The sequence below is a fragment of the Actinomadura verrucosospora genome (assembly GCF_039540335.1).
Classification (GTDB): domain Bacteria; phylum Actinomycetota; class Actinomycetes; order Streptosporangiales; family Streptosporangiaceae; genus Spirillospora; species Spirillospora verrucosospora.
On sequence record NZ_BAABEV010000033.1, the window covers coordinates 40150 to 65386 of the forward strand.

Annotated in this window: 19 protein-coding genes; 8 read left to right on the plus strand and 11 right to left on the minus strand. The window is 75.8% G+C overall.

Annotated features, from left to right (window positions below; genetic code table 11):
• Positions 1-13: 13 nt before the first annotated feature.
• The 3 genes from ABD944_RS29345 to ABD944_RS29355 are packed head-to-tail and all read right to left on the minus strand — an operon-like array spanning position 14 to position 2543.
• Positions 14-1060 carry a cation diffusion facilitator family transporter gene (locus ABD944_RS29345; protein ID WP_345182285.1) on the minus strand — a complete coding sequence of 349 codons (1047 nt, stop codon included), beginning with the start codon at positions 1058-1060 and terminating at the stop codon, positions 14-16.
• The gene (locus ABD944_RS29350) at positions 1057-1446 is read right to left on the minus strand and encodes an ArsR/SmtB family transcription factor (RefSeq protein WP_345182287.1); all 390 of its coding nucleotides are present in this window, start codon (positions 1444-1446) and stop codon (positions 1057-1059) included. The genes ABD944_RS29345 and ABD944_RS29350 overlap by 4 nt, the downstream gene beginning before the upstream one ends.
• Positions 1447-1469: 23 nt before the next feature.
• On the minus strand, positions 1470-2543 hold the full coding sequence (locus ABD944_RS29355; RefSeq protein ID WP_345182289.1) for a DUF6777 domain-containing protein: 1074 nt from the start codon (positions 2541-2543) through the stop codon (positions 1470-1472).
• A gap of 99 nt (positions 2544-2642) precedes the next feature.
• Here ABD944_RS29355 and ABD944_RS29360 point away from each other — a divergent pair, with 99 nt between their 5' ends.
• The gene (locus ABD944_RS29360; protein ID WP_345182291.1) at positions 2643-4130 is read left to right on the plus strand and encodes a serine/threonine-protein kinase; all 1488 of its coding nucleotides are present in this window, start codon (positions 2643-2645) and stop codon (positions 4128-4130) included.
• Positions 4131-4135: 5 nt separating this feature from the next.
• Here ABD944_RS29360 and ABD944_RS29365 read toward each other — a convergent pair whose 3' ends face one another.
• From ABD944_RS29365 to ABD944_RS29390, 6 genes are read right to left on the minus strand one after another with little or no spacing between them, the layout of a single operon-like run.
• Complete coding sequence (locus ABD944_RS29365; RefSeq protein ID WP_345182294.1) at positions 4136-5329, minus strand: VWA domain-containing protein; 1194 nt, start codon at positions 5327-5329, stop codon at positions 4136-4138.
• A complete protein-coding gene (locus ABD944_RS29370) occupies positions 5326-7524 on the minus strand; it encodes a DUF5682 family protein (RefSeq protein WP_345182296.1) in 2199 nt (732 codons plus the stop codon). The genes ABD944_RS29365 and ABD944_RS29370 overlap by 4 nt, the downstream gene beginning before the upstream one ends.
• The gene (locus ABD944_RS29375) at positions 7521-8654 is read right to left on the minus strand and encodes an ATP-binding protein (RefSeq protein WP_425550322.1); all 1134 of its coding nucleotides are present in this window, start codon (positions 8652-8654) and stop codon (positions 7521-7523) included. Before ABD944_RS29375 ends, ABD944_RS29370 begins: the two co-directional genes overlap by 4 nt.
• Positions 8651-10162, minus strand: coding sequence for a DUF5691 domain-containing protein (locus tag ABD944_RS29380; RefSeq protein ID WP_345182298.1), 1512 nt, complete (start codon positions 10160-10162; stop codon positions 8651-8653). Before ABD944_RS29380 ends, ABD944_RS29375 begins: the two co-directional genes overlap by 4 nt.
• Positions 10159-11550, minus strand: coding sequence for an SWIM zinc finger family protein (locus tag ABD944_RS29385; protein ID WP_345182300.1), 1392 nt, complete (start codon positions 11548-11550; stop codon positions 10159-10161). Before ABD944_RS29385 ends, ABD944_RS29380 begins: the two co-directional genes overlap by 4 nt.
• Before the next feature lie 57 nt (positions 11551-11607).
• The gene (locus ABD944_RS29390) at positions 11608-12369 is read right to left on the minus strand and encodes a M50 family metallopeptidase (RefSeq protein WP_378187843.1); all 762 of its coding nucleotides are present in this window, start codon (positions 12367-12369) and stop codon (positions 11608-11610) included.
• A gap of 277 nt (positions 12370-12646) precedes the next feature.
• Here ABD944_RS29390 and ABD944_RS29395 point away from each other — a divergent pair, with 277 nt between their 5' ends.
• The 4 genes from ABD944_RS29395 to ABD944_RS29410 are packed head-to-tail and all read left to right on the plus strand — an operon-like array spanning position 12647 to position 19150.
• Positions 12647-14794, plus strand: coding sequence for a fibronectin type III domain-containing protein (locus tag ABD944_RS29395; RefSeq protein WP_345182305.1), 2148 nt, complete (start codon positions 12647-12649; stop codon positions 14792-14794).
• A gap of 57 nt (positions 14795-14851) precedes the next feature.
• Positions 14852-15835: an AAA family ATPase gene (locus tag ABD944_RS29400; RefSeq protein WP_345182307.1), complete on the plus strand. Its 984-nt coding sequence runs from the start codon at positions 14852-14854 to the stop codon at positions 15833-15835.
• Between the two features lies 1 nt (position 15836).
• A complete protein-coding gene (locus ABD944_RS29405; protein WP_345182309.1) occupies positions 15837-16967 on the plus strand; it encodes a DUF58 domain-containing protein in 1131 nt (376 codons plus the stop codon).
• A complete protein-coding gene (locus tag ABD944_RS29410; RefSeq protein WP_345182311.1) occupies positions 16964-19150 on the plus strand; it encodes a transglutaminase TgpA family protein in 2187 nt (728 codons plus the stop codon). The genes ABD944_RS29405 and ABD944_RS29410 overlap by 4 nt, the downstream gene beginning before the upstream one ends.
• Here the strand turns inward: ABD944_RS29410 and ABD944_RS29415 are convergent.
• Positions 19131-19769, minus strand: a complete 639-nt coding sequence (locus ABD944_RS29415; protein WP_345182314.1) for a hypothetical protein — start codon at positions 19767-19769, stop codon at positions 19131-19133. The genes ABD944_RS29410 and ABD944_RS29415 overlap by 20 nt on opposite strands.
• An 18-nt stretch (positions 19770-19787) precedes the next feature.
• Between ABD944_RS29415 and ABD944_RS29420 the strand changes: the two genes are divergently transcribed.
• From ABD944_RS29420 to ABD944_RS29430, 3 genes are all read left to right on the plus strand, one after another.
• On the plus strand, positions 19788-19985 hold the full coding sequence (locus tag ABD944_RS29420) for a hypothetical protein (protein WP_345182407.1): 198 nt from the start codon (positions 19788-19790) through the stop codon (positions 19983-19985).
• Positions 19982-20917: a threonine ammonia-lyase gene (locus ABD944_RS29425; protein WP_345182316.1), complete on the plus strand. Its 936-nt coding sequence runs from the start codon at positions 19982-19984 to the stop codon at positions 20915-20917. Before ABD944_RS29420 ends, ABD944_RS29425 begins: the two co-directional genes overlap by 4 nt.
• Positions 20918-21003: 86 nt before the next feature.
• The gene (locus ABD944_RS29430) at positions 21004-23094 is read left to right on the plus strand and encodes a fibronectin type III domain-containing protein (RefSeq protein WP_345182318.1); all 2091 of its coding nucleotides are present in this window, start codon (positions 21004-21006) and stop codon (positions 23092-23094) included.
• A 21-nt stretch (positions 23095-23115) separates the two neighbouring features.
• On the opposite strand, the gene ABD944_RS29435 is transcribed toward ABD944_RS29430, so the two are convergent.
• Positions 23116-24861 (minus strand): serine/threonine-protein kinase, encoded by a 1746-nt coding sequence (locus ABD944_RS29435; protein ID WP_345182320.1) that lies wholly within the window; start codon positions 24859-24861, stop codon positions 23116-23118.
• Positions 24862-25237 lie beyond the last annotated feature (376 nt).

Below are 25237 nucleotides of genomic sequence, written 5' to 3' on the forward strand. Positions count from 1 at the left end.
CGCCCGCACGGCCCTAGTGGTCGCACGGCGCGCCGCCCGCGTGCTCGTGGGGCTCGGCGGCCTCCGCCACATGGCGGGGGCCGTGCGCGTCGTCGCAGTGGACGTGGCCGCCGCCGGACGGCTCGGCCACGTGGTCGACCTCCAGCGTCGTGTGCGTGATCGCGTAGGCGTCGCGCAGCAGCTCCTGCAGGTCGCGGCGGACGGCGTGGCAGTCGCCCTGGGAGTCCACGAGCACGTGCGCCGACAGCGCCGGGTAGCCCGAGCTGACCTCCCACACGTGCAGGTCGTGGACCTCCTCGACGCAGGGGCGGCCGGCGAGCCGCGCGCCGAGCTCGGACGGGTCGATCCCGGCGGGCGCGGCCTCCATGAGCACCCGGCCCGCGTCCCGCAGCAGCCGGTACCCGGCCTTGAGCATCAGCGCGGCCACCACCAGCGAGGCGATCGCGTCCGCGCGGGCGAAGCCCGTCGTCCACACGACCAGGCCCGCGACCGCGGTCGCGACGAACGCGAACAGGTCGTTCAGGATGTGCTGGAACGCGCCCTCGACGTTCAGGCTGCGCCGGTCCGCCCGGCTGATCAGCATCGTCGCCGCGACGTTGACGGCGATGCCCGCGAGGGCCGTCCAGAAGACGAACTGGCCCTCCACCGCGGGCGGCTCGACCAGCCGCCGGACCCCCTCGTACACGAAGTAGACGGTGAGCAGGATCAGCGTCAGCCCGTTCAGCTGCGCGGAGAGAATCTCGGCGCGGCGCAGGCCGAAGGTGTACCCGCCCTTCGGCGGGCGCGCGGCGATGCGCATCGCGACCAGCGCCAGCGCGATCGCGAACGCGTCGGTCATCATGTGCGCGGCGTCGGTGATCAGTGCCAGCGACCCGGCGAGCAGGCCGACGACCACCTCGCCCGACATGTAGGCGATGATCAGCGCCAGCGCGCCGGTCAGCAGCCGCCGGTCGGCGCCGGCGGAGACGGCGTGCCCGTGCCCGTGGCCGTGCCCCCCGTGCCGGGCGCCCCCGTGCTCGTGCCCCCGCTTCCCGGGCGTGTCCCCGCGATCCCCGATCATGGGCCTTCCTCCCCGTGGCCGACGTGGGTGAGGGCGAGATCGAGCAGCAGCCGGACGTGCGAGTCGTCCAGCCGGTAGTAGGCCATCCGGCCGGCGCGGCGGACGCGCACGACGCGGTTGGCGCGCAGCAGGCGCAGCGCGTGCGAGACCGCCGACTCCGAGTGCCCGCAGGACGCGGCGATGTCGCACACGCACATCTCTCCCCCTTCGAGCAGTGCGGTGATCACCCGCAGCCGGCCGGGGTCGGACAGCAGCCCGAACACCTGCGCCAGCTCGGTGATCGTCTCCGTGTCCGGCAGGGAGGCCGAGACGGCGGCGACCTTCGCGGCGTCGACCACCCGGACGGCGCAGGCGTCCGGGGCGATGACATCTGAAGCACTGCTCATATGAGCAAAGATAGCGCACGAACTCAGGAGGTCGCGGGCGCGGGCTCCCTCGACGGCGGCAGGGAGACGGGCCCGTGCGCCTCGTCGCCCGGCGCCTCCTTCCCACCGGCGCCCGTACCCGGGTCCTGCGTGACCACGCCCGGCGACGGGGACGAGAGCGCGGGGCCCGGGGTCTGCGGTCCGGGCGATTCGGTCCCCGGTGACCGCGCGCCGGGCGACTCCGGCGCGGGCGCCTCGGTGCCGGGCGACTCCGTGCCGGGGGACTCGGCGCCGGGCGTCTCCAGGCCCGAGCCGGACGGCGCGGGCGAGTCGCTCGCCACGACCTCGGTCTCCGCCGGCGGCAGCGCGGTCGGCGGCCCGTCCGACGCCCCTCCGGTGGCGCGGGGCCGGGCGAATCCCATCGTGGCCTCCGGGTCGACAAGGACGAAAGTGGCGATCGGTCCCTTACGGGAATCCCGCGGCTGTACCCGGGTGACATTCCCCTTCTCGAATCCCGGCCAGGACCGGCCACTGTACGACGCGTTCCGGGTGGAGATCTTTTTGCCGGGCGGACTGAGGGGATTGCCGCAATTGCACTTCACCGTGGGCACTCCGTAACCATTGACCAGAACGCCCATTCCGGCCTGTAGGACGGCGGGGTCGCTCACCGCCTCCCCGTCCCGGTACCCGTGGTTGGTGACGAGCGTGTCGGTGCGCAGCAGCACCGGCGTCTGCCGCGACACGTACTGCGGGATGTCGCCCACCGGGATGCCCTGCACGCGCGCCCACGCCCGCGCCTTGTCGGGATGAGTCCGCAGGAAGGCGACGAGTCGCTCCCTGTCGCAGGTGGAAGCGCGGCGCGTGCCGCCGTAGAGTCCCGGTGCGTCCCCCTCCTTGGTGCCGCCCGCCTGCGGCCGCGCCTTCACGTCCACCCTGTCGGTGCCGGACACCAGCGTGTACGGGTCGGGCCCCGGCGATCCCACCGTCAGCCGCGTGATGGTCGCGCCGGCGTCCCCGCAGCCGGTCAGCGCGCCGGCCGCCACGAGGGCCGCGACGCACCCCGCCAGCGGCACGGCGCCGGGCCTGGACCGCGCAATCGTCGAACGAATCTGCAGCATCTCTTCTCCCGCTTCGGGCTCGCCGAACCTATACTCTTCGATGCCGGGCGGAGCGGTTTTGTGCCCGCGGGAATGCTCAATTTTTTCGAGAGGGTGCGAATGGCGGGTCCTGTTCCCCTCACAGCGGCCGATCCCACCCGGCTCGGACGGTGGGAGCTGCTCGGCCGGATCGGCGCCGGCGGCCAGGGCGCGGTCTACCTCGGCCGGCCCGCCGAGCCGGGCCCCGGGCCGTCCCGGGTCGCCGTCAAGCTGCTGCACGCCCAGCTCGCCGGCGACGCCAGCGCGCGGGAGCGGTTCGTGCGCGAGATGGCCGTCCTGGAGCGGGTCGCCGGGTTCTGCACCGCGCAGATGCTCGCCGCCGACGTGGTGGGCGACCGCCCCTACATCGTCAGCGAGTACGTGCCGGGACCGTCGCTGCGCGCCCTCGTCCACGACCAGGGGCCGCGCACCGGCGCGGCGCTCGACCGGCTCGCGATCAGCTCGGTGACGGCGCTGTCGGCGATCCACCGCGCGAACGTCGTGCACCGCGACCTCAAGCCGCAGAACGTGCTGATGGGCCCGGACGGGCCGCGCGTGATCGACTTCGGCATCGCCCGCGCGTTCGACGCGAGCGCGACGATGACGAGCCAGGTGGTCGGCACCCCCGCCTACATGGCGCCCGAGCAGTTCACCGGGCGGGTCGGGCCGTCGGCCGACCTGTTCGCCTGGGCGAGCACCCTGCTGTTCGCCGCCACCGGCCGCGATCCCTTCGCGGGCGGCCCGCTGCCCGCGGTGATGTACCGGATCCTGAACGAGACGCCCGACCTCGGCGCCCTGCCCGGCCCGCTCGCCGAGGTCGCCGCCGCCTGCCTCGCCAAGGACCCGCAGGCCCGTCCCACCTCCGAGGACGTCCTGCTGTGGCTGCTCGGCGAGAGCGAGCGGCACGCCCGCCTGGAGATCCCTCCCGAGTTCCTCACGGAGGACTTCGCCGGCCCGACGTCGCCGGTCCCGGAGCCCGCGGCCGAGCTCGCGCCGCAGCCGGCCGCCGACGCGTCCGCCCCGGATTCCTGGGAGCAGACGCCGACCTGGCCCGGCCCGCCCACGGCTGCGCCCGCTCCGCCTTCACCCGGACCGGCCTCACCCGCGCCGCCTTCGCCCGCGCCGGCTCCCGCGCCGACACAGGGGCCGGGGCCCGCACCGGGCCCGCTGCCCCGGTCGCCCCGCGGCGTCCGGACGCTGCGGCGCGGCCCGGCGGTCGTGACCGGCCTGCTCCTCGCCGGCCTTCTCGCCGCGCTGGACGTCGCCGCCCTCGCGATCCTGATCGCCCGGCCGTCCCTCAGCGAGGGCCACCGGGGCGGCCTGCTGCCCGTGGTCGCCTCGTCGTTCGCGGTCGTCGCCGTCGTCACGCTGGTCGGGGTGATCCTGGCGTGGCGCGGCAGCCGCGCCGCCGCCGGGACGGTGATGGCCGCGCGTGTCGCCCGCGTCGCGATGTGGGCGGCCTGGGGCGCGCTCGTCGAGATCCAGCCGTCCGCGCTGGCCGGCCACGCCCTGGTGACCGCCCTGGTGGTGCTCTTCCTGGTCCGCGGCCTGTCCCGCTCACCGGTCTGACGCGCTCACCGGTCCGGTGCGGCGCGCTCGGACCACTCCTTGAGGTCGCGGCGTTCGATGGCGGCGGCCATCAGCCCGGGGAAGGCGTCGGGCGTGCACGCGAAGGCCGGGACGCCCATCGCGGCCAGGGCCGCCGCGTTGTCGTGGTCGTAGGCGGGCGCGCCCTCGTCCGACAGGGCGAGCAGGACGACGACCTGCACGCCCGACGCCGTCAGCGCCGCGACCCGCTGGAGCATCTCGTCGCGGACGCCGCCCTCGTACAGGTCGCTGATCAGCACGAGGGTCGTCTCGGCCGGTCGCGTCACCAGGCCCTGGCAGTACGCGACGGCGCGGTTGATGTCGGTGCCGCCGCCGAGCTGTGTGCCGAACAGCACCTCCACCGGGTCGTGGAGCTGGTCGGTGAGGTCCACGACGCTGGTGTCGAACACCACCAGCGACGTGCGCAGCGACCGCATCGACGCCAGCACCGCCCCGAACACGCTGGCGTACACCACCGACGCCGCCATCGAGCCGCTCTGGTCGATCGCGAGCACCACGTCCCGCTTGAGGGCCTGCCGCCGCCTGCCGTACCCGATCAGCCGTTCCGGCACGAGGGTGCCCTGGTCGGGCAGGTAGTGGCGCAGGTTGGCGCGGATCGTGCGGTCCCAGTCGACGTCGGCGAGCCGCCTCGGGCGCAGCACCCGCGCCGACCGGTCCAGGGCCCCGCCGACGGCCGAGCGGGTCTTCTGCGCGAGCCGCCGCTCCAGGTCGCGCACGACCGTGCGGACCACCGCGCGCGCCGACTCCCTGGCCTTGTCGGGCAGCACCCGGTTCAGCGACAGCAGCGTCCCGACGAGGTGGACGTCGGGCTCGACCGCGTCCAGCATCTCCGGCTCCAGCAGCAGCCGGGTGAGGTCGAGGCGCTCGATCGCGTCCTTCTGCATCACCCGCACGACGCTCGACGGGAAGTAGGCGCGGATGTCGCCGAGCCACCGGGCCACGGAGGGCGCCGAGTCGCCGAGCCCGGCGCCGCGCCGCCCCGGCCGCGGCCGCCCCTCGCCGCCGCCGGCCCCGTAGAGCCGCTCCAGCGCGCCGTCCATGCGGACGTCGTCGCCGCCCAGCGTCACGCCGGTCCCGTCGGCCTGGTCGCCGCCCAGCACGAGCCGCCAGCGCCGCAGCCGGTCGTCCGCGCTCTCGCCGGTCGCGCTCTCGTTCGTCATGCGGGGCTCTCCCATCCGAGGATCCGCAGGGCCGTGGCGGCCGCCGGGGCGGCCCGGGCCTCGTCGACGTCGTCCTCCGGCGGCCGGTCCCGCCCGGCGGGGGCGCGGCCCCGCCGGCGGAGCCGCTCGCCGATGGCGCGGCGCTCGGCGGCGGGGTAGGCGCCGAAGGTGCGGCGCAGGAGGGGCAGGACGTCGGTGAACGAGTCGGCGGGCAGGCCGGCGATCCACCCGTCGACGAGCCGCAGGAGCGCCTCGTCGTGCAGGAGCAGGAGGCCGCCGCCGGCGAGGAAGCCCTCGACCCAGGCGGCGGCGCGGTCGGGCGCCGCGCCGGTGGACACGGCCCGCGCCATCCGGTCGGGGACGTCGTGCAGCCGCCCGGCGTCCAGCAGCAGGCGGGTGAGGCGCCCCTCGATGAGGCCGTGCAGGGCGTCCGGGCGGCCGAGCAGGCCCTCCAGGGCGCGGCGCCAGCGCTCGACGTGGCCCTCGTCGGCGAGCAGGGACAGGGCGCCGTGGACGGCGTCGACGTGCCCGAGGAACTCGCGGGCGGCGTCGTCGTCGAGCCCGGTGATCGCGGGCGGGAGCCCGACGCAGACCCGGACGACGAGGCCGTCGACCACCGTGCGGAGCGGGCCGGTGGAGGTGCCGCGGACGTCGCCGTAGCGCAGCGCGCGCACCAGCGCGGGCATCGCCGCCATCAGGTGCGCGACGTCGGTGTCGACCGCGGCGCGGTCGGCGAGGGCGCGCATGACCGCGGGGAGCGCGTCGCCGAGGTCGGCGAGCAGGCAGCGCTCGGCCACGTCGGTGAGGTCGGCGAGGGCGGCGGCGCTCTCGGCCGCCTCCCGCGCGCGGGCGGTGCTCGCGCCGCGCACGGTGGTGCCCCACGCGCTCGCCTCGATCAGCTCCACGTCGAACTCGGGCCGCCAGAGCAGCGTCCACGTCTCGCGGAACGTGCCCTTGGAGCGGCTCTCCGACGGGACGCCCCAGTTCACGTCCAGCATGCGGAGCCGGTGCAGCAGGCGGCTGCGCTCCAGGTCGGTGGGTTTGCGCAGGTCGAGGTCCTGCTCCTTCTCAAGGGCGCTCGGCCTGAGCCTGAGCCGCCGCTGCTCGGCCTGGAGGTCGCGCTGCAGCGGCACCATCGGGGTCCGGTCCGGGACGGCGCCGAGCCGCTCGCCGACGACCATCCGGTCCTGGATGAGCCGGACGGGCAGCTCGGCGCCCTCGCACAGGACGGCCCGGGTCGCCTCGGTGACCTCGTCCAGCCCGGCGAGGGGGCGCCCGCGCAGCGCGGCCAGGGCCTCGGCGAGCCGGACGGCCTCGATCACGTGCGCGGAGGAGACGTGCAGGTCCTCCTCGCGCAGGACGCGGGCGGCGGCGGTCAGCCAGCGCTCGATCGGGCGGTCGCGGGCCGCGAACAGGTGGTGGTACCAGCCGGGGGAGCGCACGCCGGCGCCGTAGCCGGACCGGCCGGCGAGCCGCCCGTGCGTCCACGGCACCCACGTCATGGCGACCTTGGTCTTCGGCAGGCCGCGCAGCGTCCGGTCGTCGCGGCTCGCCGGGACCTTGGCGCGCAGGGCCGGGACGTGCCACGCGCCGCACACCACGGCGACCCGCTCGTGGCCCTCCTTGAGGGCGCGGCGCACCGTCCTGCGCATGTGGGCCTCGCGCTGCTCCTCCCGGGCGGCCGGTTCGAGCTCGCCGCGCAGCTCCGCCATGGCCTCGGCGATGGCGGGGAACGGGGACGGGCCGCCGTGGCGGTGCTCGACCACGTCGTCCCACCAGCGCTCGGCGTCGTCGTACCCGGCGGCCTTCGCCAGCCAGCCGAGCGGGTCGAGCCGGATGCCCTCCTCGGGCGGCTCCTCCTCCTCGGCGACGAGCTGGTTCGCGGCGGGCAGGTCGCAGAACCGGACGGGCACGCCCGCCGACAGCGCGTACCTGATCGCCTGCCATTCCGGGCTGAACTCGGCGAACGGCCAGAACGCGGCCCGGCGGTCGCCGTCGGCGGGTGCGGGGGAGTAGGCGAGCAGGGCGACCGGCGGCACCATCCCCGGGTCGCCCGCCAGCTCCACGATCGCGTCGGCCTCGGGCGGCCCCTCGACGAGCACCGCGTCCGGCTTGAAGTCCTCCAGCGCACCCCGCAGCGCGCGGGCCGACCCCGGCCCGTGGTGCCGGATGCCGAAGACTTCGACCTGGCTCAAGAGACCTCCCGGCAGGCGCGGTAGAAGTCCCGCCACTCGGGGCGGTCCCGGACGACCGCCTCCAGGTACTCCTGCCACACGACGCGGTCGGACACCGGGTCCTGGACGACGGCGCCGACGAGCCCGCCCGCCACGTCGGCGGCGCGCAGCACGCCGTCGCCGAAGTGCGCGGCCAGCGCCAGCCCGCTGGTGACCACCGAGATGGCCTCGGCGGTGCTGAGGGTGCCGCTGGGCGACTTCAGCTTGGTGCGCCCGTCGGCCGTCGCCCCGGACCGCAGCTCCCGGAACACCGTGACGACGCGCCGGATCTCCTCCAGGCCCGCCGGGCTCTCGGGCAGCTCCAGCCCGGCGCCGATCTGGTCGACGCGGCGCGCGACGATCGCGACCTCGTCCTCGACGGACTCCGGCAGCGGCAGCACGACCGTGTTGAACCGGCGGCGCAGCGCGCTGGACAGCTCGTTCACGCCGCGGTCGCGGTCGTTGGCGGTCGCGATGACCGTGAAGCCCTTGCGCGCCTGCACCTCGGTGTTCAGCTCGGGCACGGGCAGCGTCTTCTCGGACAGGACGGTGATGAGGGCGTCCTGGACGTCGGAGGGCATCCGGGTCAGCTCCTCGATGCGGGCGACGGAGCCGTGCCGCATCGCGCGCATCAGCGGGCTCTCCACGAGCGCGCGCTCCGAGGGGCCCTCGGCGAGCAGCCGCGCGTAGTTCCAGCCGTAGCGGATCGCCTCCTCCGCCGTGCCCGCCGTGCCCTGCACGAGCAGCGTGGAGTCGCCGCTGATCGCGGCGGCGAGGTGCTCGGACACCCAGGTCTTCGCCGTGCCGGGGACGCCGAGGAGCAGCAGCGCCCGGTCGGTCGCGAGCGTCGCCACCGCGACCTCCATCAGCCGGCGCGGCCCCACGTACTTCGGGGTGATCGCCGTGCCGTCCGGCAGCTCGCCGCCGAGCAGGTACGCGGTGACGGCCCACGGCGACAGCCGCCAGCCGGGCGGCCGGGGCCGGTCGTCGTGCTCGGCCAGCCGCGCCAGCTCGGCGGCGTGCTCCTGCTCGGCGTGCGGCCGCAGCACGGCGCCCGCGGTCGGCGCGGGGGAACCGTCCCCGAGGCCCGCCGGGCCTGCCTCTTCGGTCACTGGTCAAGCTCCTTCAGCATCTCGTCGCGGAAACGCAGGGTCGCGACCAGGTCGGTCACGGCCCGCGGGGCGGCCGGTCCGAGGGCCGCCAGGCGGACCGCGGCGGCCGGGTCGAGCCGCTGGTCGGCGAGCCGGCACAGCTGCGTGATCAGGTGCTCGTCACGGCGGGTGGGGCGCTCGGCCGACGCGCTCAGCGTCTCGACCACCGCGGCGGCCAGCGGCCCGGCCCACGGACCGGGCACCCGTTCCAGGACCCGCAGCAGGCCGGGCCGCCCCTCCACCCAGCGGATCAGGTCGGCCGCCGCCGGGTCGCGCTCCGGGCCGGGCAGGACCGACAGCAGGTCGGCGAGGGCCTCCGGCTCGTCGACCATGACGCCGCCCCTGAGCAGCGCCCGCGCCCAGCCGGTGTCGCGCTGGCCGAGGGCGGCGCGGGCCCAGCCGATGTGGACGTCGCGCCCGTCGGAGTCGGAGACGGGCAGGCACACGATCTCCATGGGCGGCAGCCCGAACAGCTCCGTCCAGGTGGACAGCGGGGTGCGGGCCAGGATCTCGCGCAGCCACGCGGCGCGCGTCCCCACCGGAGCGCCGCCGCCGCGCGGCGCGAACGACCCGGTCGGGTGGAACGGGACGCCGTCGCGCGCCATGTCCTCGTCGTGGGCGTCCGGCGGCTCCACCCGGATCCACGTCTGCTTCCGGCCCTGGACCGTGCGCTCCTCGGCGGTCAGGCAGGCTCGGGCGCGCGCCGCCATGCGCTCCCCGTACGCCGAGCCCGGCACGCGGGCCAGCAGGTCGGACGCGATCTGCCGGACGTCCTTGCCGCGGTCGCCCAGGGCCGCCTCCAGGAACTCCTCGTCGTCGAGGGAGAGCCCGTGCCCGAACGTGGCGAGGAACGCCGCGCGGTCGGGCGCCGGCTCCTTGGCCCAGGTTCCCCGGAGGAGCTCCCGCGCGCGCTCTGGCTCGGTCTCGCGAAGCATGGTCAGGTAGGCCACCCGCCGGTTGCGCGTCCCGGTCTCCCACACTTCGGGGCCGCCGCCGGGGTCGTCGCCGGAGCCGACCAGATAGGCCCAGTCGGTGTTCTGCAGGGCCAGCCACACGCCGCGCCGCCCGCACGCCCGCGCGATCGAGGGCCGCAGCATCCGGTCGCTGCGCCCCCGCTCCAGCAGCTCGGGAAGGGACTGGGCGGGCACCCGCAGGCCCCGGGCGGCCGCCGCGTCCAGCCATTCGGGCAGCACCCGGATCTGCTCGCCGCCGAGGATCCGCCGCAGCCGGGCCGCCGCCGCCCTCGGCACCGCCGGGACGTCCTCCACCGGGGCCAGCGCCACCGGCTCGGGCGCCGCGCCCGCCGGGACCCGCCCCGCCCGCCGCCGGACGGCCAGCAGCGCCGCCTGGTCGAGCAGGCGCCCCGCCCTGTCGGCGCCGCCGTCGGGGGGCGCCTCCGCCCGGACGGGCGGGTCGCGGCGCTCGGTGCCCAGCAGCGCGGCGGTGACGTGCTCGTCCCAGGCGGTCACAGGACCACCGTCCCCTCGTCCTCGTGCCACGCGGCCAGCGGGCGCAGGCCGCGCGGGCGCCACTCCCCGGCCAGGGTGACCGGCCCGCCGCCCGACAGCGCGAGCAGCCGCCACGGATCGCCGATCCGCAGCGGCAGCGCGTCTCCGGCGCCGTCGACGACGTAAAGGTCTCCTTCTCCGGTGCGCGCCAGGCGGACGTCCGCCAGCGTCGCGGGCCAGCGGTCCAGCCACGGGTCGAGCGCGACGGCGGCCGCGTGCTCGTCGAGGAAGCCCCGGACGGACGTCCCCGCGGGCGCGGCCCGCATCGGCGCCCCGTACCGCTCGGCGACCAGCGCCCGCAGCGGCTGCGCGCCCGGATAGAAGACCAGCTCCGCATCGATCTGCATACCCACCACGAGGGAACCGTCCAAGGACGTGCCCGGCGCGGCGAAGGACAGCACGAGCGCGGGACGCCCCGTCCGGCCGCCGCGGAGCCACACCCTGCGCGTGGTGAGCAGGTCTTGCGCGGTGTCGCGCGACCCGGTGACCGACCACAGGTCCCGCACGCGCTCCCCGCCGGACAGCACCTCCTCCTGCGGGACGGTGAAGCCGACCCGCGAGCGGACGGTCTCGCGCAGCCCCTCGGGCAGCTCCTCCCGCCGCTGGTAGGCCCGGACGAGCAGCCGCAGCAGCGCGTACTCCTCCAGCAGGCGCCCGGGCCAGCCGGGCCGGCGCGGGATCGCGGCCAGGCCCCTGACCGGCCCCGCCAGCGCCCCCGCCTGGGCGTCGACGAGCCGCCGCGCCGCGTCGTCCCACAGCCGGTAGGGGGCCTTCTCCGCCTGGGCGAGGCCGTGCGCGACCTGGTCGCGGAGCCACTGGTCGAGCTCGGCGAGCCCGTCGTCGACCCGCCTGGCCCGCCGCTCCGCCGTCTTCGGATCGCGGGCCTTGGCCGCCGGGGCGGCGCGCCGCTCGGCCGCCCGGCCGGCGCGCTCACGGCGGTCCTCCAGCCACTCGGCGACCCACGCGGGACGCGACCCGCCCTCGGCGCCTTCCCCCGCGGCCCCCGCAGCGCCTTCGGCTCCTACCTCTGCGGGGGGACGACCCCCCGCACCCCCCGCAGCGCCTTCGGCTTCTTCTATGAGGCCGTCGGCCCACAGGAACAGCAGCGCCAGGGCGTGCTTGCACGGGAACTTGCGGCTCGGGCACGTGCACCGGAACGCCGGGCCGGTCAGGTCGGCGCACGTCCGGTAGGAGGACTTGCCGCTGCCCTGACACTCGCCCCAGACGGCCTCGCCGTCGCACCCCGTCCCCGCCCACCTGGCGGGCTTGGCGACGCCGCCCGCCGCCCTGGCGGACGACGCGTCGGGCGCGAGCCCGAGCACCTGCTCACGAGACCACCGATCCCTCACACAGCCGAAACTATCGGCGCCCTCGGACAGTCGGCGCCATCGCGGCCCGGTCCGGCGTCAGCCCACCCCGCCGAAGCCGGGCGGGGTGGGCAGGTCGGGCAGCGAGACGTCCGGGATGAGGAGCGCGCCGCCCGCCAGCAGGGCCAGCAGGGCTGTGGCGGCGAACAGGCCCACCCAGGCGAGCCCGGGGACGCCGGTGAGGTGGTGGAGCTGGTCGGCGTCGGAGCTCGGCGCCATGTGCCGGGCCCGCATGCGCTGCAGCTCGATCACCGGGCGGGTGCCGGCCAGCAGCAGGAACCAGGCGGCCAGGTAGGCGAACCCGGCCTGCACCGTGGCGCTGCCCAGCCACGACACCGCGAAGACCACCGCGCCCGTCACGATCACCGAGAGCGCCCCGTAGGCGTTGCGGATCATGATGAGCATCGCGGCGAGCAGGGCCAGGGTGAACCACAGCATCAGCGTGATGCGGCCGTCCTCCAGCAGCAGCGCGAACAGCAGCCCGAGCAGCGGCGGCGTGACGTACCCCGCCATCGCCGTGAGGATCATGCCGGGGCCGTGCGGCTTGCCGCGCGACACGGTCACGCCCGAGGTGTCGGAGTGCAGCTTGATGCCGTCCAGCTTGCGGCCGGTGACCAGCGCGACCAGCGCGTGCCCGCCCTCGTGCGCGATCGTGACGGTGTTGCGCGCCATCCGCCAGGTCGGGCCGTGCACCACCGAGGCGAGCGCCACGAGGCCGACAAGGGCCACCAGCCACCACGGCGGATCCGGCTGCGTTCCCGTCACCCGGTGCCACAGGTCGGCGATGCTCACGTTTTCCACGTCCACCTCGGAGTCGTCGTCGCGATGCCCAACACTAGGACGTCCCGGATAACGTTCGCGTTCGGATCTCAGACCGACGGACGGGGGCAAGCCGCAATCCCTTGCCCACAACCGATTGATGTCATGGCGGATCGCCCGTAACCTGCCGGACCGGCATCGATCTACCAGGCCGATCTCCGCAAACCCATTCCGGAGCGCCCCGTATTGCCGTTAAGGTGCCTTCGCGCCCCGGGTCAGCGGTTTCCCGCTCCCGGCGCGCCGAGAGGGTGAGCGGGGATTGAACGGGGACCGATCCTCCGCGCGGACCACCGGCCCGCGCGGTCATTACCGATTCTTCCGGCGTGACAGGCTGACGGGCCAGATCGCCGCCGGGCTGGTCGGCGTGCTCGCCGTGGGCGCGCTCGTCTACGGCGTGGGCACCGCCAGCGCGCGGTACCGGCTCTCGGACGTGGGGGCCTGGCTGAGCGCGAGCGGCAAGGGCCTGGTCGTGCACGCCAACGGGCTGGCCGGCAAGGTCGACGGCAAGACCCCGGTGGTGCCGCAGATGCGCGGCCACCGCATCAGGATCGTCCAGGACGGCGCCACGGTGCTGCTGGTCGACGAGGAGACCGGCGTCGTCAGCCGGATCGACCCCTCCCAGCTCAAGATCACCAAGAGCCGGCAGGCCGGCGGGCCGGGCATGCAGGTGCTCTCCGGCGCCGGCGCCGCCTACACCGTCGACCTCGTCAAGGGCTCCGTCCAGCAGATCGACCCGGTGACCCTGGCGCCGGTCGGCACCCCCGCGACCCTCACCGCGCCGCTCGGGCAGGCGGGCATCGACGCCGACGGCGCGCTCTGGGTGCCCGTCCCGCAGACGGGCCGCGTCGTCCCGTTCAGGTCGGGCCGCCAGGGCGAGCCCGTCGCCGTCGGGAAGGCCGGCGACCGCCTCGCGCTGACGATCGCCGCCGGACGGCCCGTGATCACCGACAGCACGTCCGCCACCGCGCTGATCGTCCGCCCCGAGGGCACGCAGCGGGTCAACCTGCCCGCGCCCGTCACGCGGGCCGCGGACGGGGTCAAGGTCCCGGCGGTCGCCGACGGGCAGATCGTCCCGATGCTCGGCGCGGGCGGCTCCCTCTACCTGCTGGACACGGGCGTCGGGCGGGTCGACTCGGTGGCCCTGCGCGTGCCGGACCACCACGCCTTCGAGCCCCCGAACGTCCTCGGGCAGCGCGTCTACCTGCCCGACCGGACGTCCGGCCGGCTGCTGGTCTTCAACACCGAGCGCAACGCCTGGGAGCGGCCCGTCGCGGCCGCGCGGCCCGGCGGAACGATCGAGATGCTCGTCCGCGACCACATGCTGTGGGTCAACGACCCCGACGGCCCCACCGCCCTCGCCTTCGGCCCGGACGGCGGCGTCAAGCGCATCGAGAAGTACGACGACAAGGTCCCCGGCAGCGCGCGGCGCCCGCTGCCCGTCCAGGCCAACCCGGGAGGCGGCCAGGGCAACCGCAACCGCGGCGGCACGGGCAACGGCGGCACCACCACCGTCACGCCGCCGAGCAGGCCCGTCAGGCCGCCGGTGAAGAAGGACCCCACCGCGCCCGACCCGCCCACGCCCGCCGCGTCCGGCGACAACGGCTCGATCAAGGTCCGGTTCACGGCGGCCGCGCAGCCGCAGGGCGTCTACCCGGTGACCCGGTTCGTCCTGCTCGGCCAGAACGGCAAGCCGGTCGCGGGCGCGAGGCCGGCGCAGTTCGCCGGGGCCGTCCAGGGCGGGACGTTCTCCGTCGGCGGCCTCACCTGCGACACGACCACCCACGTCTACAAGGTGGCAGCCGAGTACAAGGGGAAGGACGGCAAGCCCGCCTACAGCGAGTCCGGCGAGGTCGCCGCCACCGCCTGCACCGCCCCCGGCCCGCCGACCGGCCTCAGCGCGACCCCGGTCAACCACGGAGCGGACCTCCGATGGGCCCCCTCGGCCGGCTTCGACGTCACCTACGTGGTGACCTCGCCCAGCGGGACGCTCACGACCAAGCGCACCTCGGAGGCGGTCCGCGGGCTGGCCAACGCGACGACACACCAGGTGAGCGTCAAGGCCCGCAACGGCGCTGGTGAGTCCACGGAACTGACGAAGACGGTGGACCTCGCTTATCCGACCAAGCAGATCCGCAACCAGAACAACGGCCAGACCAACACGCTGATCCGGTCGGGCCCGAACACCTCCGGTCCCACCACGGGCACGATCCCCAAGGGGCAGATCATCACGATGACCGTGGTGTGCCAGGTCCAGGGGCAGTCGTACAACGACCCCGAGAGCAACACGTCGAGCTCCGTCTGGAACCAGGTCCAGACGTCGTACGGCAACGGCTACCTCAACGACACTCTGGTGGCCACTTCCAAGAACGGCTACCCGTCGGACGGTCTCTTCGAATGCCAGACGTGAGCGGCCGAGGCCGTCCGAGGGTGAACGAACCATGTCGAGCGCGCGGGGAAGCGGATCATGAGTGAGAACGCGGCGGTGGACGCGGACGCGCTGGCCGGGCGGTTCGCGCAGATGTTCGCGGCGCTGGCGGGCAACATCGAGCGGGTCGTGCGCGGCAAGCGGGAGAAGGTCGAGCTGGCGCTCACCTGCCTGCTGGCCGAGGGGCACCTGCTGGTCGAGGACGTCCCGGGCGTCGGCAAGACGACGCTGGCGCGGGCGATCGCGGCGTCCGTCGAGGCCAAGTGGGCGCGCATCCAGTTCACGCCCGACCTGCTGCCCAGCGACATCACCGGCGTGTCGATCTTCAACCAGGGGACGGCCGAGTTCGAGTTCCACCCTGGACCGATCTTCGCGAACCTGGCCGTGGCCGACGAGATCAACCGCGGCTCGCCCAAGACGCAGTCGGCGCTGCTGGAGGTCATGGAGGAGCGCCGGGTCACCGTCGAGGGCGTCCCGCATCCGGTGCCGCGCCCCTTCATGGTGATCGCCACGCAGAACCCCGTCGACATGGACGGCACGTACCCGCTGCCGGAGGCGCAGCTCGACCGGTTCCTGATGCGGATCTCGATGGGCTACCCCGACCACCAGGCCGAGGTGGCGCTGCTCGCCGGGGCCCCGACCGGTGCGGTGCTCGACCAGATGCCGCCGGTGCTGAGCCGCGAGGACCTCGCCCGGATGATCGATTTCGCGCAGCGGCTGCACGTCGCGCCGCCGCTGTACGACTACCTCGTGCGCGTCGTCGCGGTCACCCGCGAGCACCCCGACCTGCGGCTCGGCGCGAGCCCGCGGGCCGGCATCGCGCTGCTGCGCGCCGCGCGGGTGCGGGCGGCGGCGGCCGGCCGCTCCTACATCGTCCCCGAGGACGTCAAGGCGCTCGCGGTGCCCGTCATCGCGCACCGGCTGATCGTCACGCCGGAGGCCGAGCTGCGCGGGCGCTCGGGCGCCGACGTGGTCGCCGAGGCGCTGGGCGACGTGCCGACGCCGCAGGCCGCCGGGGTGTGACGTGCTGACGCCGCTCGGATGGGGGACGGCGGCCGGTTCGGTCCTGCTGTACGCGGCGGGCTGGTGGCTCGGCTATCCCGAGCCCGCCGTGCTGGCCGTCGCGGGCCTGGTCGCGGTGGGGGCGGCGGCGCTGTGGACGCTGCCGCGCCCGAAGCTGGAGGTCGGCAGGGAGATCGCGCCGGCGCGGGTGGCGCGCGGCGAGCCCGCCGTCGGGGTCCTGCACGTGACGAACAAGGGGCGCGGCGTGCGCGGGCTCAGCGCCGAGGACGCGGCGGGCTCCACGCCCGTGGCGGTCGACATCCCGCGGCTGCGCCCGGGCGGCGGGCGCACCGTGACCTACCGGCTGCCGACGTCCCGGCGCGGCGAGATCCCGGTGGGGCCGCTGCGGCTGGTGCGCGCCGACCCCCTCCGGCTGGCGCGCCGGGTGCGCGAGTACGGGGCGCCGCGGGTCCTGCTCGTCCGGCCGAGGACGGTGCGGCTGTCGCTGCTGCCGTCCGGGCGCGCCTACCACCTGGAGGGCCCGACCAGCGACCGGTCCCCGGCGGGGACGGCGACGTTCCACGCGCTGCGCGAGTACGTGATCGGGGACGAGCTGCGCCACATCCACTGGAAGTCGTCGGCGCGCACCGGGACGCTGATGGTCCGCCAGCTCGTGGACGCCAGCCTGCCCACGACGACGGTCGTGCTGGAGGCGCGCCCCGGTTCGTGGCCGGAACCCGACGACTTCGAGCTCGCCGTGGACGCCGCGGCGTCGGTCGCGGCCGGGGCGGCGTCGGCGAGCTTCCCCGTCCGGATCCTCACCGGCGACGGCCAGGTGGCCGACACGCGGGGCGGGCCGGACGACGTGGAGGTCCTCCTCGACCGGCTCACCGCCGTCCGCACGCGTGAGGGGGCGGGCTCGGTCGTGGACGCGGTGCGCCGTGTGCGCCCGGGCGGGTCCCTCGTCGTCATCACCCCGGACGCCGCCGAGCTCGGGCGCATCGCGGCCGTCCGCAGCCGGTTCGACCGGATCGTCGTGCTGCGGGTCCGCCCGGGGGGTCCCGCGGCGGCGCCGCCCGGCGTCCAGCTCGTCGACTTCGCCGACCTGGAGGGGCTGGCGGAGGCGTGGCACCGGCTGGGGAGCGCCCGGTGACCCGGTACGCCTCGATCGCCGTGACGGCCTGCCTGGTCGCCGTCGCCGGGCTGGCGTTCCAGCGGGTGTTCGGGCTCGGGCCGGTCGTCCCCGTCGCCGCCGTCGCGGCGGTGGTGCCGACGCTGCTGTGCGGGCTGCTGTCGGGGCCGCGCAAGGACAAGGGTCCCTGGCCGCTGTGGATCTCGCTGGTGCTGACCGTCCTCGCCTGGGCGGCGACGGTCTCGGCGACCGTCCTGCGCCCCGCCCTCGGGGACGGGACGCTCCCGCAGACGCTGCGCGAGGGCGTGCTCGGCGCGTGGAAGTCGATCCTGACCACGCTGCTGCCCGCCCCCGCGAAGCCGGAGTACCTCGTCCTGGTCCACGTGGTGGTGTGGCTGGCGGCGTTCGCGGCGGCGGAGCTGGCGCTGCGCACCTCGCTGCGCGCCCTGCCCTGCGTGCCCGCGCTCGGCGTCTGGGCGGTCGCGCTGCTGCTCGGGGTCGACGGCCCCGGATCCAACCTGCCGCTCGCCGCCGCGACCGTCGTGCTCATCGCCGTGCTGGTCCTCGTCCGCGCGGACGGGCCCGACTCGGGCACCGCGTGGCGGCCGCTGCTGGTCGGCGTCCCCGCCGCGGCCCTCCTCGGGGCGCTGGCGTTCGCCGCCGGACCCGTCGTCCCCGTCAGCGCGGACCCCTACGACCCGCGCGAGCAGGTGCAGGCGCCTCCGCCGCAGCAGCGCGACGGCGTCAGCCCGCTGGACCGCGTCGGCGGCTGGCTGCTCAGCCCCGACCAGGTGATGTTCACGGTCCAGTCGAGGCGCGACGAGATCGAGCGGCTCGCCGTGCTGGACCGGTTCGACGGCGTGACCTGGTCGTCCACGGCCCGGTTCGTCCCCACCGGGAGCCGCGTTCCGGAGGGGCCGGAGCCGGACCGCGAGCACGAGGTCGCGCAGCGCGTCACCATCCGCGACCTGCCGGGCGTGTGGGTGCCCGCCGCCGACCGGCCGCGGGAGGTCGCCGGGCTCCCCGTCGTCGTCGACCCCGGCAGCGGCGCGCTGGCCGCCGCGCAGCCGCTGCGCCCCGGCCAGACCTACCGAGTCGACTCCGTCGTCCCCGAATGGACGGCCGACGACCTCGCCGGGGCGGAGGTCGCCGGCGACGCCGAGGCCAGGGCCGCGCGGGAGCTGCCGTGGGGTCCGGGCGCGAAGGAGCCGCCCGTCCAGATCGCCGAGTTCCGCAGGTTCGCCCAGGCCGCGACGCGGGGCGCCGTGTCGCCGATCCAGAAGGCCGCGATGCTCGCCGAGTACCTCAAGCGGTACGCCAGGTACGACGTCACCGCCCCGCCGGGGCACGGCTACCGGCAGCTCGACTACTTCCTCGGCGAGGGCAGGCGCGGCACGCCCGAGCACTTCGCGACCGCCTACGCCCTGCTCGCCCGGACGATCGGCCTGCCGTCCCGGGTCACCGTGGGCTTCGACGGCGGCGCCCGCGCGGGCGACACCGTCCAGGTCCGGTCCGGGGACGTGATGGTGTGGCCGGAGATCAAGTTCGACCGGCTCGGCTGGATCCGGTTCAACCCGCTCCCCGACAGCGCGCGCCGCTCCAAGAAGAACGACTCCGTCGCGGCGGGGGAGACCGAGCAGAAGCTGGAGCAGGCCCAGAAGAACGCGGCCTCCCAGCAGCGCGGCCAGGGGCCGGGCGCCACGACGCAGAAGGGTCTGCAGAAGCCGGCCGCCTCGGACGGCGGTCCCACGCCGTGGTGGGTGCTCGCCGCGCTCGCGGCGGGCGCGCTCGCCGCCGGCTACCTGGGCGCCGTCCTCCTCGCCCCCGCCCTGCGGAAGCGGCGCCGGAGGGCCGGGCCGCCCGCCGCCCGCATCACCGGCGCGTGGCACCAGGCGCTCGACCATCTCGCCGACGTCGGCCTGTCCACGGCCCGGACGCTGACCGCGCACGAGGTCGCCCGCTTCGGCGCGTCCGCCGTCGGCGAGGACGCCCACGGCCACCTCGGGCCGCTCGCCGACCTGGTCAACCGCAGCCGGTTCGCCGCGTCCCAGCCGGACCCCGGCGCCGCCGACCGCGCGTGGCGGCACACCGACGAGCTCGGCCGCCTCGTCACCGCCAGGGCCGGGCGGCTGCGCCGCTTCCGGCGCCGCCTGCACCCGCGGTCGCTGCGGGACCGCCGGGCCGTCAGGACGCGGGGACGCTGACGGCGATCTCGCCGCCGAGCACCGCGCCCGTCTCCAGCTCCAGGTCGTCCCCGCTCCAGAACCGGCCCGGGTCGAACCAGTTCGGGCGGCGCCCCTTCGGCAGCAGCCCCATGGACTGGTACGTCACCGCGACGATCTCCGCGCAGAACGCCGTCTCCAGGTTCGGGTCCCGTTCGGCCGGCCGCCGGATCGGCACCCGCCCGCGCAGCCACCGCGTCGCCAGCTTCGACGTCGAGGGGAACGGCGTGCCGTCCAGCCGCGCCACCGCGCGCAGCGCCGCGTCCTCCATCGCCCGGGTCGGCGGCGGGTCGAGCTGCCGCAGCCAGGCCCGCTGCCCGTAGCGGTTCCCCCAGGCCAGCACCGCGTCCCGCAGGTCGTGCAGCTGCGCGCCGCGGTGGTGCCCGCCGGTCCACATGTCCCGCAGCGAGCGGCCGAGCTCGGCGTGCCACATCAGCGGGGGCAGGTCGTCGATCACCACCGCCATGCCGACGTGGTTGACGGGGCTGTTGGTGGTCATCTGGATGGCGCGGTCGGCGACCGTCCGGCCGCGGAACAGCCACACGTCCCCGGTGCGGGTCAGTTCGGCGGCCTCGGCGAGGGAGATGCTCGTGCCCGGCATGGTCGCTACGGTAGCCGCATGCGCACGTTGCGAGGGTCCGGCCTGTTGAAGGCGTCGAATCTCTGGAAGGCACTGGGCGTCGCGGGGTTCCTCGGGGTCGCCGCGACCGGCGCCGTGGTCGTGCGCGCCGAGCGCCGCCGCCGCGCCTACACCCCCGAGGAGATCCGGGAGCGCCTCCACGAGCGGCTGGACGGGTCGCCGGGGGAGCCGGCATGACGGTGCGCGCCGTCCGGCCGCCCGGCCCGGACGACCTGGACCGCGCCTGGCGGGCCGTGTCCGCCGAGCTCGCCCCCACGCCGCTGGTCCCGTCGGGCGTGGCGCCGGGCGCGTTGCTGAAGCTGGAGACGTTCCAGCCGGTCGGCGCGTTCAAGGTGCGGGGCGCGCTCGCGGCCGTCGCCGCGCTCCCCGCCGGGGAGCCGGCCGTCACGGCGAGCGCGGGCAACCACGGCCTCGGCATGGGGTACGCCGCCGCGAGGGCGGGCGCGGACGTGACCGTGGTGGTCTCGACCCGCGCGTCGCAGGTCAAGGTCGACAGGATCCGCGCGTTCCCGGTGCGCCTCGTCCAGCACGGGACGACCTACGACGAGGCCGAGGCGCACGCGATGACGCTGCCCGGCCACTACGTCTCGCCCTACAACGACACGGCGGTCATCGCGGGGCAGGGCACCATCGGGCGCGAACTCGACGCGCAGGCGGACGGCCCCCTCACGGTCGTCGCGCCGGTCGGCGGCGGGGGGCTCGTCGCCGGCCTGTGCCTGTGGGCGCGGGAGCGCGGCGACGTGCGGGTCGTGGGCGTGGAGTCGGCGGTGTCGCGCGGAGTCTCGGCGTCGGTGGCGGCGGGACGGGTCACCCGGGTCGAGGTCGGCGAGACGTTCGCCGACGGCCTGCCCGGCAACCTCGAACCCGGCTGCGTCACCCCCGAGGTGATCGGCCGCACCGCCGAGCTGACGGCGGTCACCGACGACGAGATCCGGGCGGCGCTGCGCCTGCTGTTCCACGAGCACGGCCTCGTCGCCGAGGGCGCGGGCGGCGCGGCGGTCGCCGCCGTCATGGCCGGGAAGGTCGAGGCCGCCGGCCGCCTGGTGGTGGTCGTGTCCGGGCGCAACATCACCGCCGCGGAGTACGCCGCCGCCGTCCGCGGAGACTGACCGCCGCCGTTTCGCGGGAACACCGGCGCCGGTGGGACGCGAGCGGCTACGGTGTCCCCTGCGAAATGGGTGGGGGATAACAGGACATGGCGGGCCTGGGCGTTTTCTTCCGGCGTGATCGGCTGACAGGGCAGGTGGCCGTCGGGCTCACCGGCGTGCTCGTCATCGCCGCCGTCGTCTACGGGGTGGGCGTCGCGAGCGCCAAGTACCGGATCGCCGACGTCGGCGCCTGGCTCACCGCGCGGGACAAGGGCCTCGTCGTGCACGTCAACGGGCCCGCGGCCAAGGTGGACGGCAAGACCGGCGTCCCCCCGCAGATGCGCGGCCACGACATCAGGATCGTCCAGGACGGCGCCACCGTCCTGATCATCGACCAGGACACCGGCGTCGTCAGCCGGCTCGACCCCTCCCAGCTGGACGTCGGCGCGAGCCGCCCGCTCGGCCGCGGCATCCAGGTCCTCGCGGGCGCCGGGAAGGCCTACACGGTCGACTCCGTCAAGGGCCTCCTCCAGCAGATCGACCCGGTCGGCCTGACGCCGGTCGGCGCGCCCGCGACGCTCCCGCCCGTCCTCGGGCAGGCGGGCATCGACGCGCGGGGCGCCCTGTGGGTGCCCGTGGCGAAGGACGGGCAGGTCACGGCGTTCAAGGACGGACGCGCGCAGCCGCCGGTCCGCGTCGGCGGGCCGGGGGACGACCTCGCGCTCACCATGGCCGCGGGCGACCCGGTCGTCGTGAACTCCACGAACGCCACCGCCACCGTCGTCAAGCCGTCGGGGACGCGCCTGACGGTCGGGCTGCCCGCCACCGTGAGGCAGGCGGGCCGCGGCGGCGTCCTCGCCCCGCCCGCCACCGAGGGCAAGACCGTCCCGCTGCTGGTGCCCGGAGCCGGGTCGCTGGTGACCGTGGACACCGACACCGGGCGGTACTCCAGCACGCGGCTCGCCATGCCGAAGCACCGGTACCGGCCGCCGCAGATGCTCGGCCCCAAGGTCTACATCCCCGACGAGACGGCCGGGGCGCTGCTGGTGTACGACTCGGCGGGAAACCGCTTCGAGGCGCCGGTCCCGGTCAGTGGGCGGCCCGCCCGGCTGGACGTCTTCGTCCGCGACGGCCTGCTGTGGGCGAACGACCCGTCCGGCCCGCGCGCCGTCGTGGTCGACGGGCAGGGCGGCCGCAAGGGCATCGACAAGTACCGGGACAAGGTGCCGGGCGGCCCGGTGCGCCGCGCCCTCCGGCAGCCCGGCGGCAGCGGCGCTCCGCAGCCGCCGCGGACGACCGCCCCGCCGGATCCGCGCAGCTCGCGGCCCGGCGCGCCGCGCGCCGCGCCGCTGAACGTGTCGGTCACGCCCGGGGCGGGCACGATGCGGATCGACTTCCAGCCCTCGGACGGCGAGGGGATCATCGGGTACGCGCTGAAGGACGTCCCGTCCGGCCTCGCGGCGAGCCCGGCCGCGATCGCGCCGGGGGCCGGGCCCTTCACGTTCACGGTCACCGGCGGGGACTGCGCCCGCGAGTACCGCTTCCGCGTCGCCGTCCGCTACCGGGACGGCCGCGGACGCACCCGGGAGCAGGTGTCGGCGCCCAGCGACCCCGCCCGCCCGTGCGTGACGCCCGGCGCGCCGACCGGCCTCAAGGCGCAGGCCACCTCGTCCGGTGCGAAGGTCTCCTGGACGGCCCCGCCCGGCGCGTCCGCCTACCGGGTCGGCTGGGACGGCCCGGTCAAGGGGTCCCGGACGGTGCCCGCCGCCACGGGCTCGGCCATGACCGCGACGCTCGGGGAGGTGTGGACCAACGGGCCCTACACCTTCACCGTCTCCGCCGTGAACGGCGCCGGCACGGGCGCCGCCGCGACGCTCGGCGCCAGCCTCACCGGGCCCGCCGCCAGGTACCCGGTGGAGCGCAACGGGAACTCAAACGCCTACATCCGGGCCACCGCCGACGCCAACAACGGCACGACCGTCGCCACCATGACCGACAACAACGGCGAGCTCGTCGTCGTGAACTGCCAGAAGAAGGGCGTCTACTACAGGCACCCCAGGGACGCCGCCCTCGCCGGCGACATGTACGCCAACATCACGTGGAGCGGCAAGACCGGCTACGTCATCGGGTACCTGGTCAACACGCCGGGCGACTGGAGGAGCCTCGCGGGGCCCGCGGTCTGGACGTGCGCGCCCTGACCCGCGGACCCTCCGCGAGAGCTACGGCTTGGGGCGCTTCTTCGCCTTGCCGACGCAGGCGGGCGCCGACCACGCCACGTCCGGAGCCTGGCCCTGGTTGAGGCGCAGCACCGCGCCGACCTTGAAGCAGTGCGCCGTGTTCGGCCGCAGGCCCGGCATGGTCGCCGACTGCGAGCCCGCCTTCACCGACACGATCGGCTGGGTCCCGGCGGGCTGCTGCTGGACGAGCAGCGGCAGCCCGCGCGCGGCGGGCGGCAGCGTCCAGAGCAGCGCCGCCGTCCGGCCGACCTGCCGCGCGACCACCTGGCGCGGGCGGGTCGCCGCGAGCTGCGAGGCCGGGATCGGCTGGGGCGGGGTCTGGGTGCTCTGCCCCTGCGGGGCGGTCGGGGAGGGCGGCGGCGACGTGGCGGCGGTCCCGCCCTTGCCGTCGCCGCCGCCGGACAGCGCGAGCGCCCCGATGCCGAGGGCCAGCCCGCCGGCGAGCACGATCCCCCCCACCACGATCAGGCCGCGGCGCGGGCCCTGGCGGGGCTGGTCCCAGGTGGTCTGGTGCGGGCCCCCGTGCGGCGTGGTCTGGTGCGGGCCCCCGTGCGGCGTCGTGTGCGGTGACGTGTGCGGCGTCGTGGAGGACCCGTTCGCGGGCCGGTCGCCCGCCTGGGGCACCGGCATCGGAGGCCAGGCGGCTTCCGGGGAGGGGGGCGGACCTTCCTGGGGGAGGGCCGTCTCACGCGTCTGCGGCGGGAGGGCGTTCGGCGCCCACGGCGACCGCGGCGGCGCCGGTGTCGGCGCGGCAAGGGGCGCCGGCGCCGGCGGCGCGGGGACGGGCGGGGCCGGCGCCTGCGCGGCGGGCGCCGGCGGCGGGGCGGAGACGTCGGGGAACGAGGGGATCGGGCCGGCGTCCGACAGCGCCAGGGCGCCGCGGCCAGCGTGCGCCACGTCCGTCACCGGCAGCCCCAGCTCGGCCTGGACGCGCTGGAGCGCCTGCGCGAACTCCACGGCGCTCGCGAACCGCTCGTCGGGCGTCTTGGCCATCGCGCGCACGATGACGTCGGTGACCTGCCGCGGGACGTCGGGGCGGGGGATCGGCGGCGGCGGGTCGTTGAGGATCCGCAGCATCAGCGGCGCGATGCCCTCGCGGGGCGGCCCCTTGAACGCGGGCCGTCCGGCCAGCAGCTGGTAGAGCGTCGAGCCGAGCGAGTACAGGTCGGACCCGATGCCCGGCGGCCTGCCCTCCAGCACCTCGGGGGCGGCGTGGTGCGGGGTGAACGCCTGCGTGTGGGTGGCGTCGAAGCTGTCGACGAGGCGGGCGATGCCGAAGTCGGCGAGCGCGGGCTCGCCGTACCGCGACAGCAGCACGTTCTGCGGCTTGACGTCCCGGTGCAGGACGTCGGTCTCGTGGGTGGCGGCGAGCGCGCCCGCCATCTTCACCCCGATCCGCAGCACCTCGGCGAACGCGAGGGGCCCCTCCCGCGCGAGCCGGTCGGTGAGCGCTCCGTGCTCGAAGTACTCCATCACGATGTAGGGGCGCCCGGACCGGGTGGTGCCGGTGTCCAGCACGGTCACGATGTTCGGGTGCCCGGAGAGCCGACCGGTGATCTTGCACTCGCGCTGGAACCGCCGCATCGCCGCGTCGTCGACCGCGCTGATCGACATGACCTTCAGCGCGACCATCCGGTCCAGGCGCTCCTGGTGGGCGCGGTAGACGACGCTGAAGCCGCCCTCGCCGACCTGCTCAAGCACCCGGTAGCCCGGAACGTCCTCGGTCATGGGTCGGGGGTTCCCTCTCGGTCGCTCGTCTCGTCCGGGGCGCGTGCGGGCGCGTGCGCGGCTGGTTCGTTCGATGCGGCGCGGCCCGGGGCGGTTCCCCCGGGCACAAGCGTAGTACGGGGAGGAAACGGGCGTGGCTGCTCTCGCGGGGAAGGCCGGGCCCGCCGCCTCCGGCACATCGTACGGAAATGAGATGACATTTCCATTCGGCCGGTTAATCGTTGTGCCAATTGCGCTCCAGTGCCGGCTCTCTCCGTCCTAACCTCGGGATTCGCGACGAAGGAACTGCCCCAGAGGGAGTGGCCCGCCGTGACGGACGATGTCATGACGAATCCGCACAGGGAAACACCGCCGACCGAATCGGCTTATGGCGACC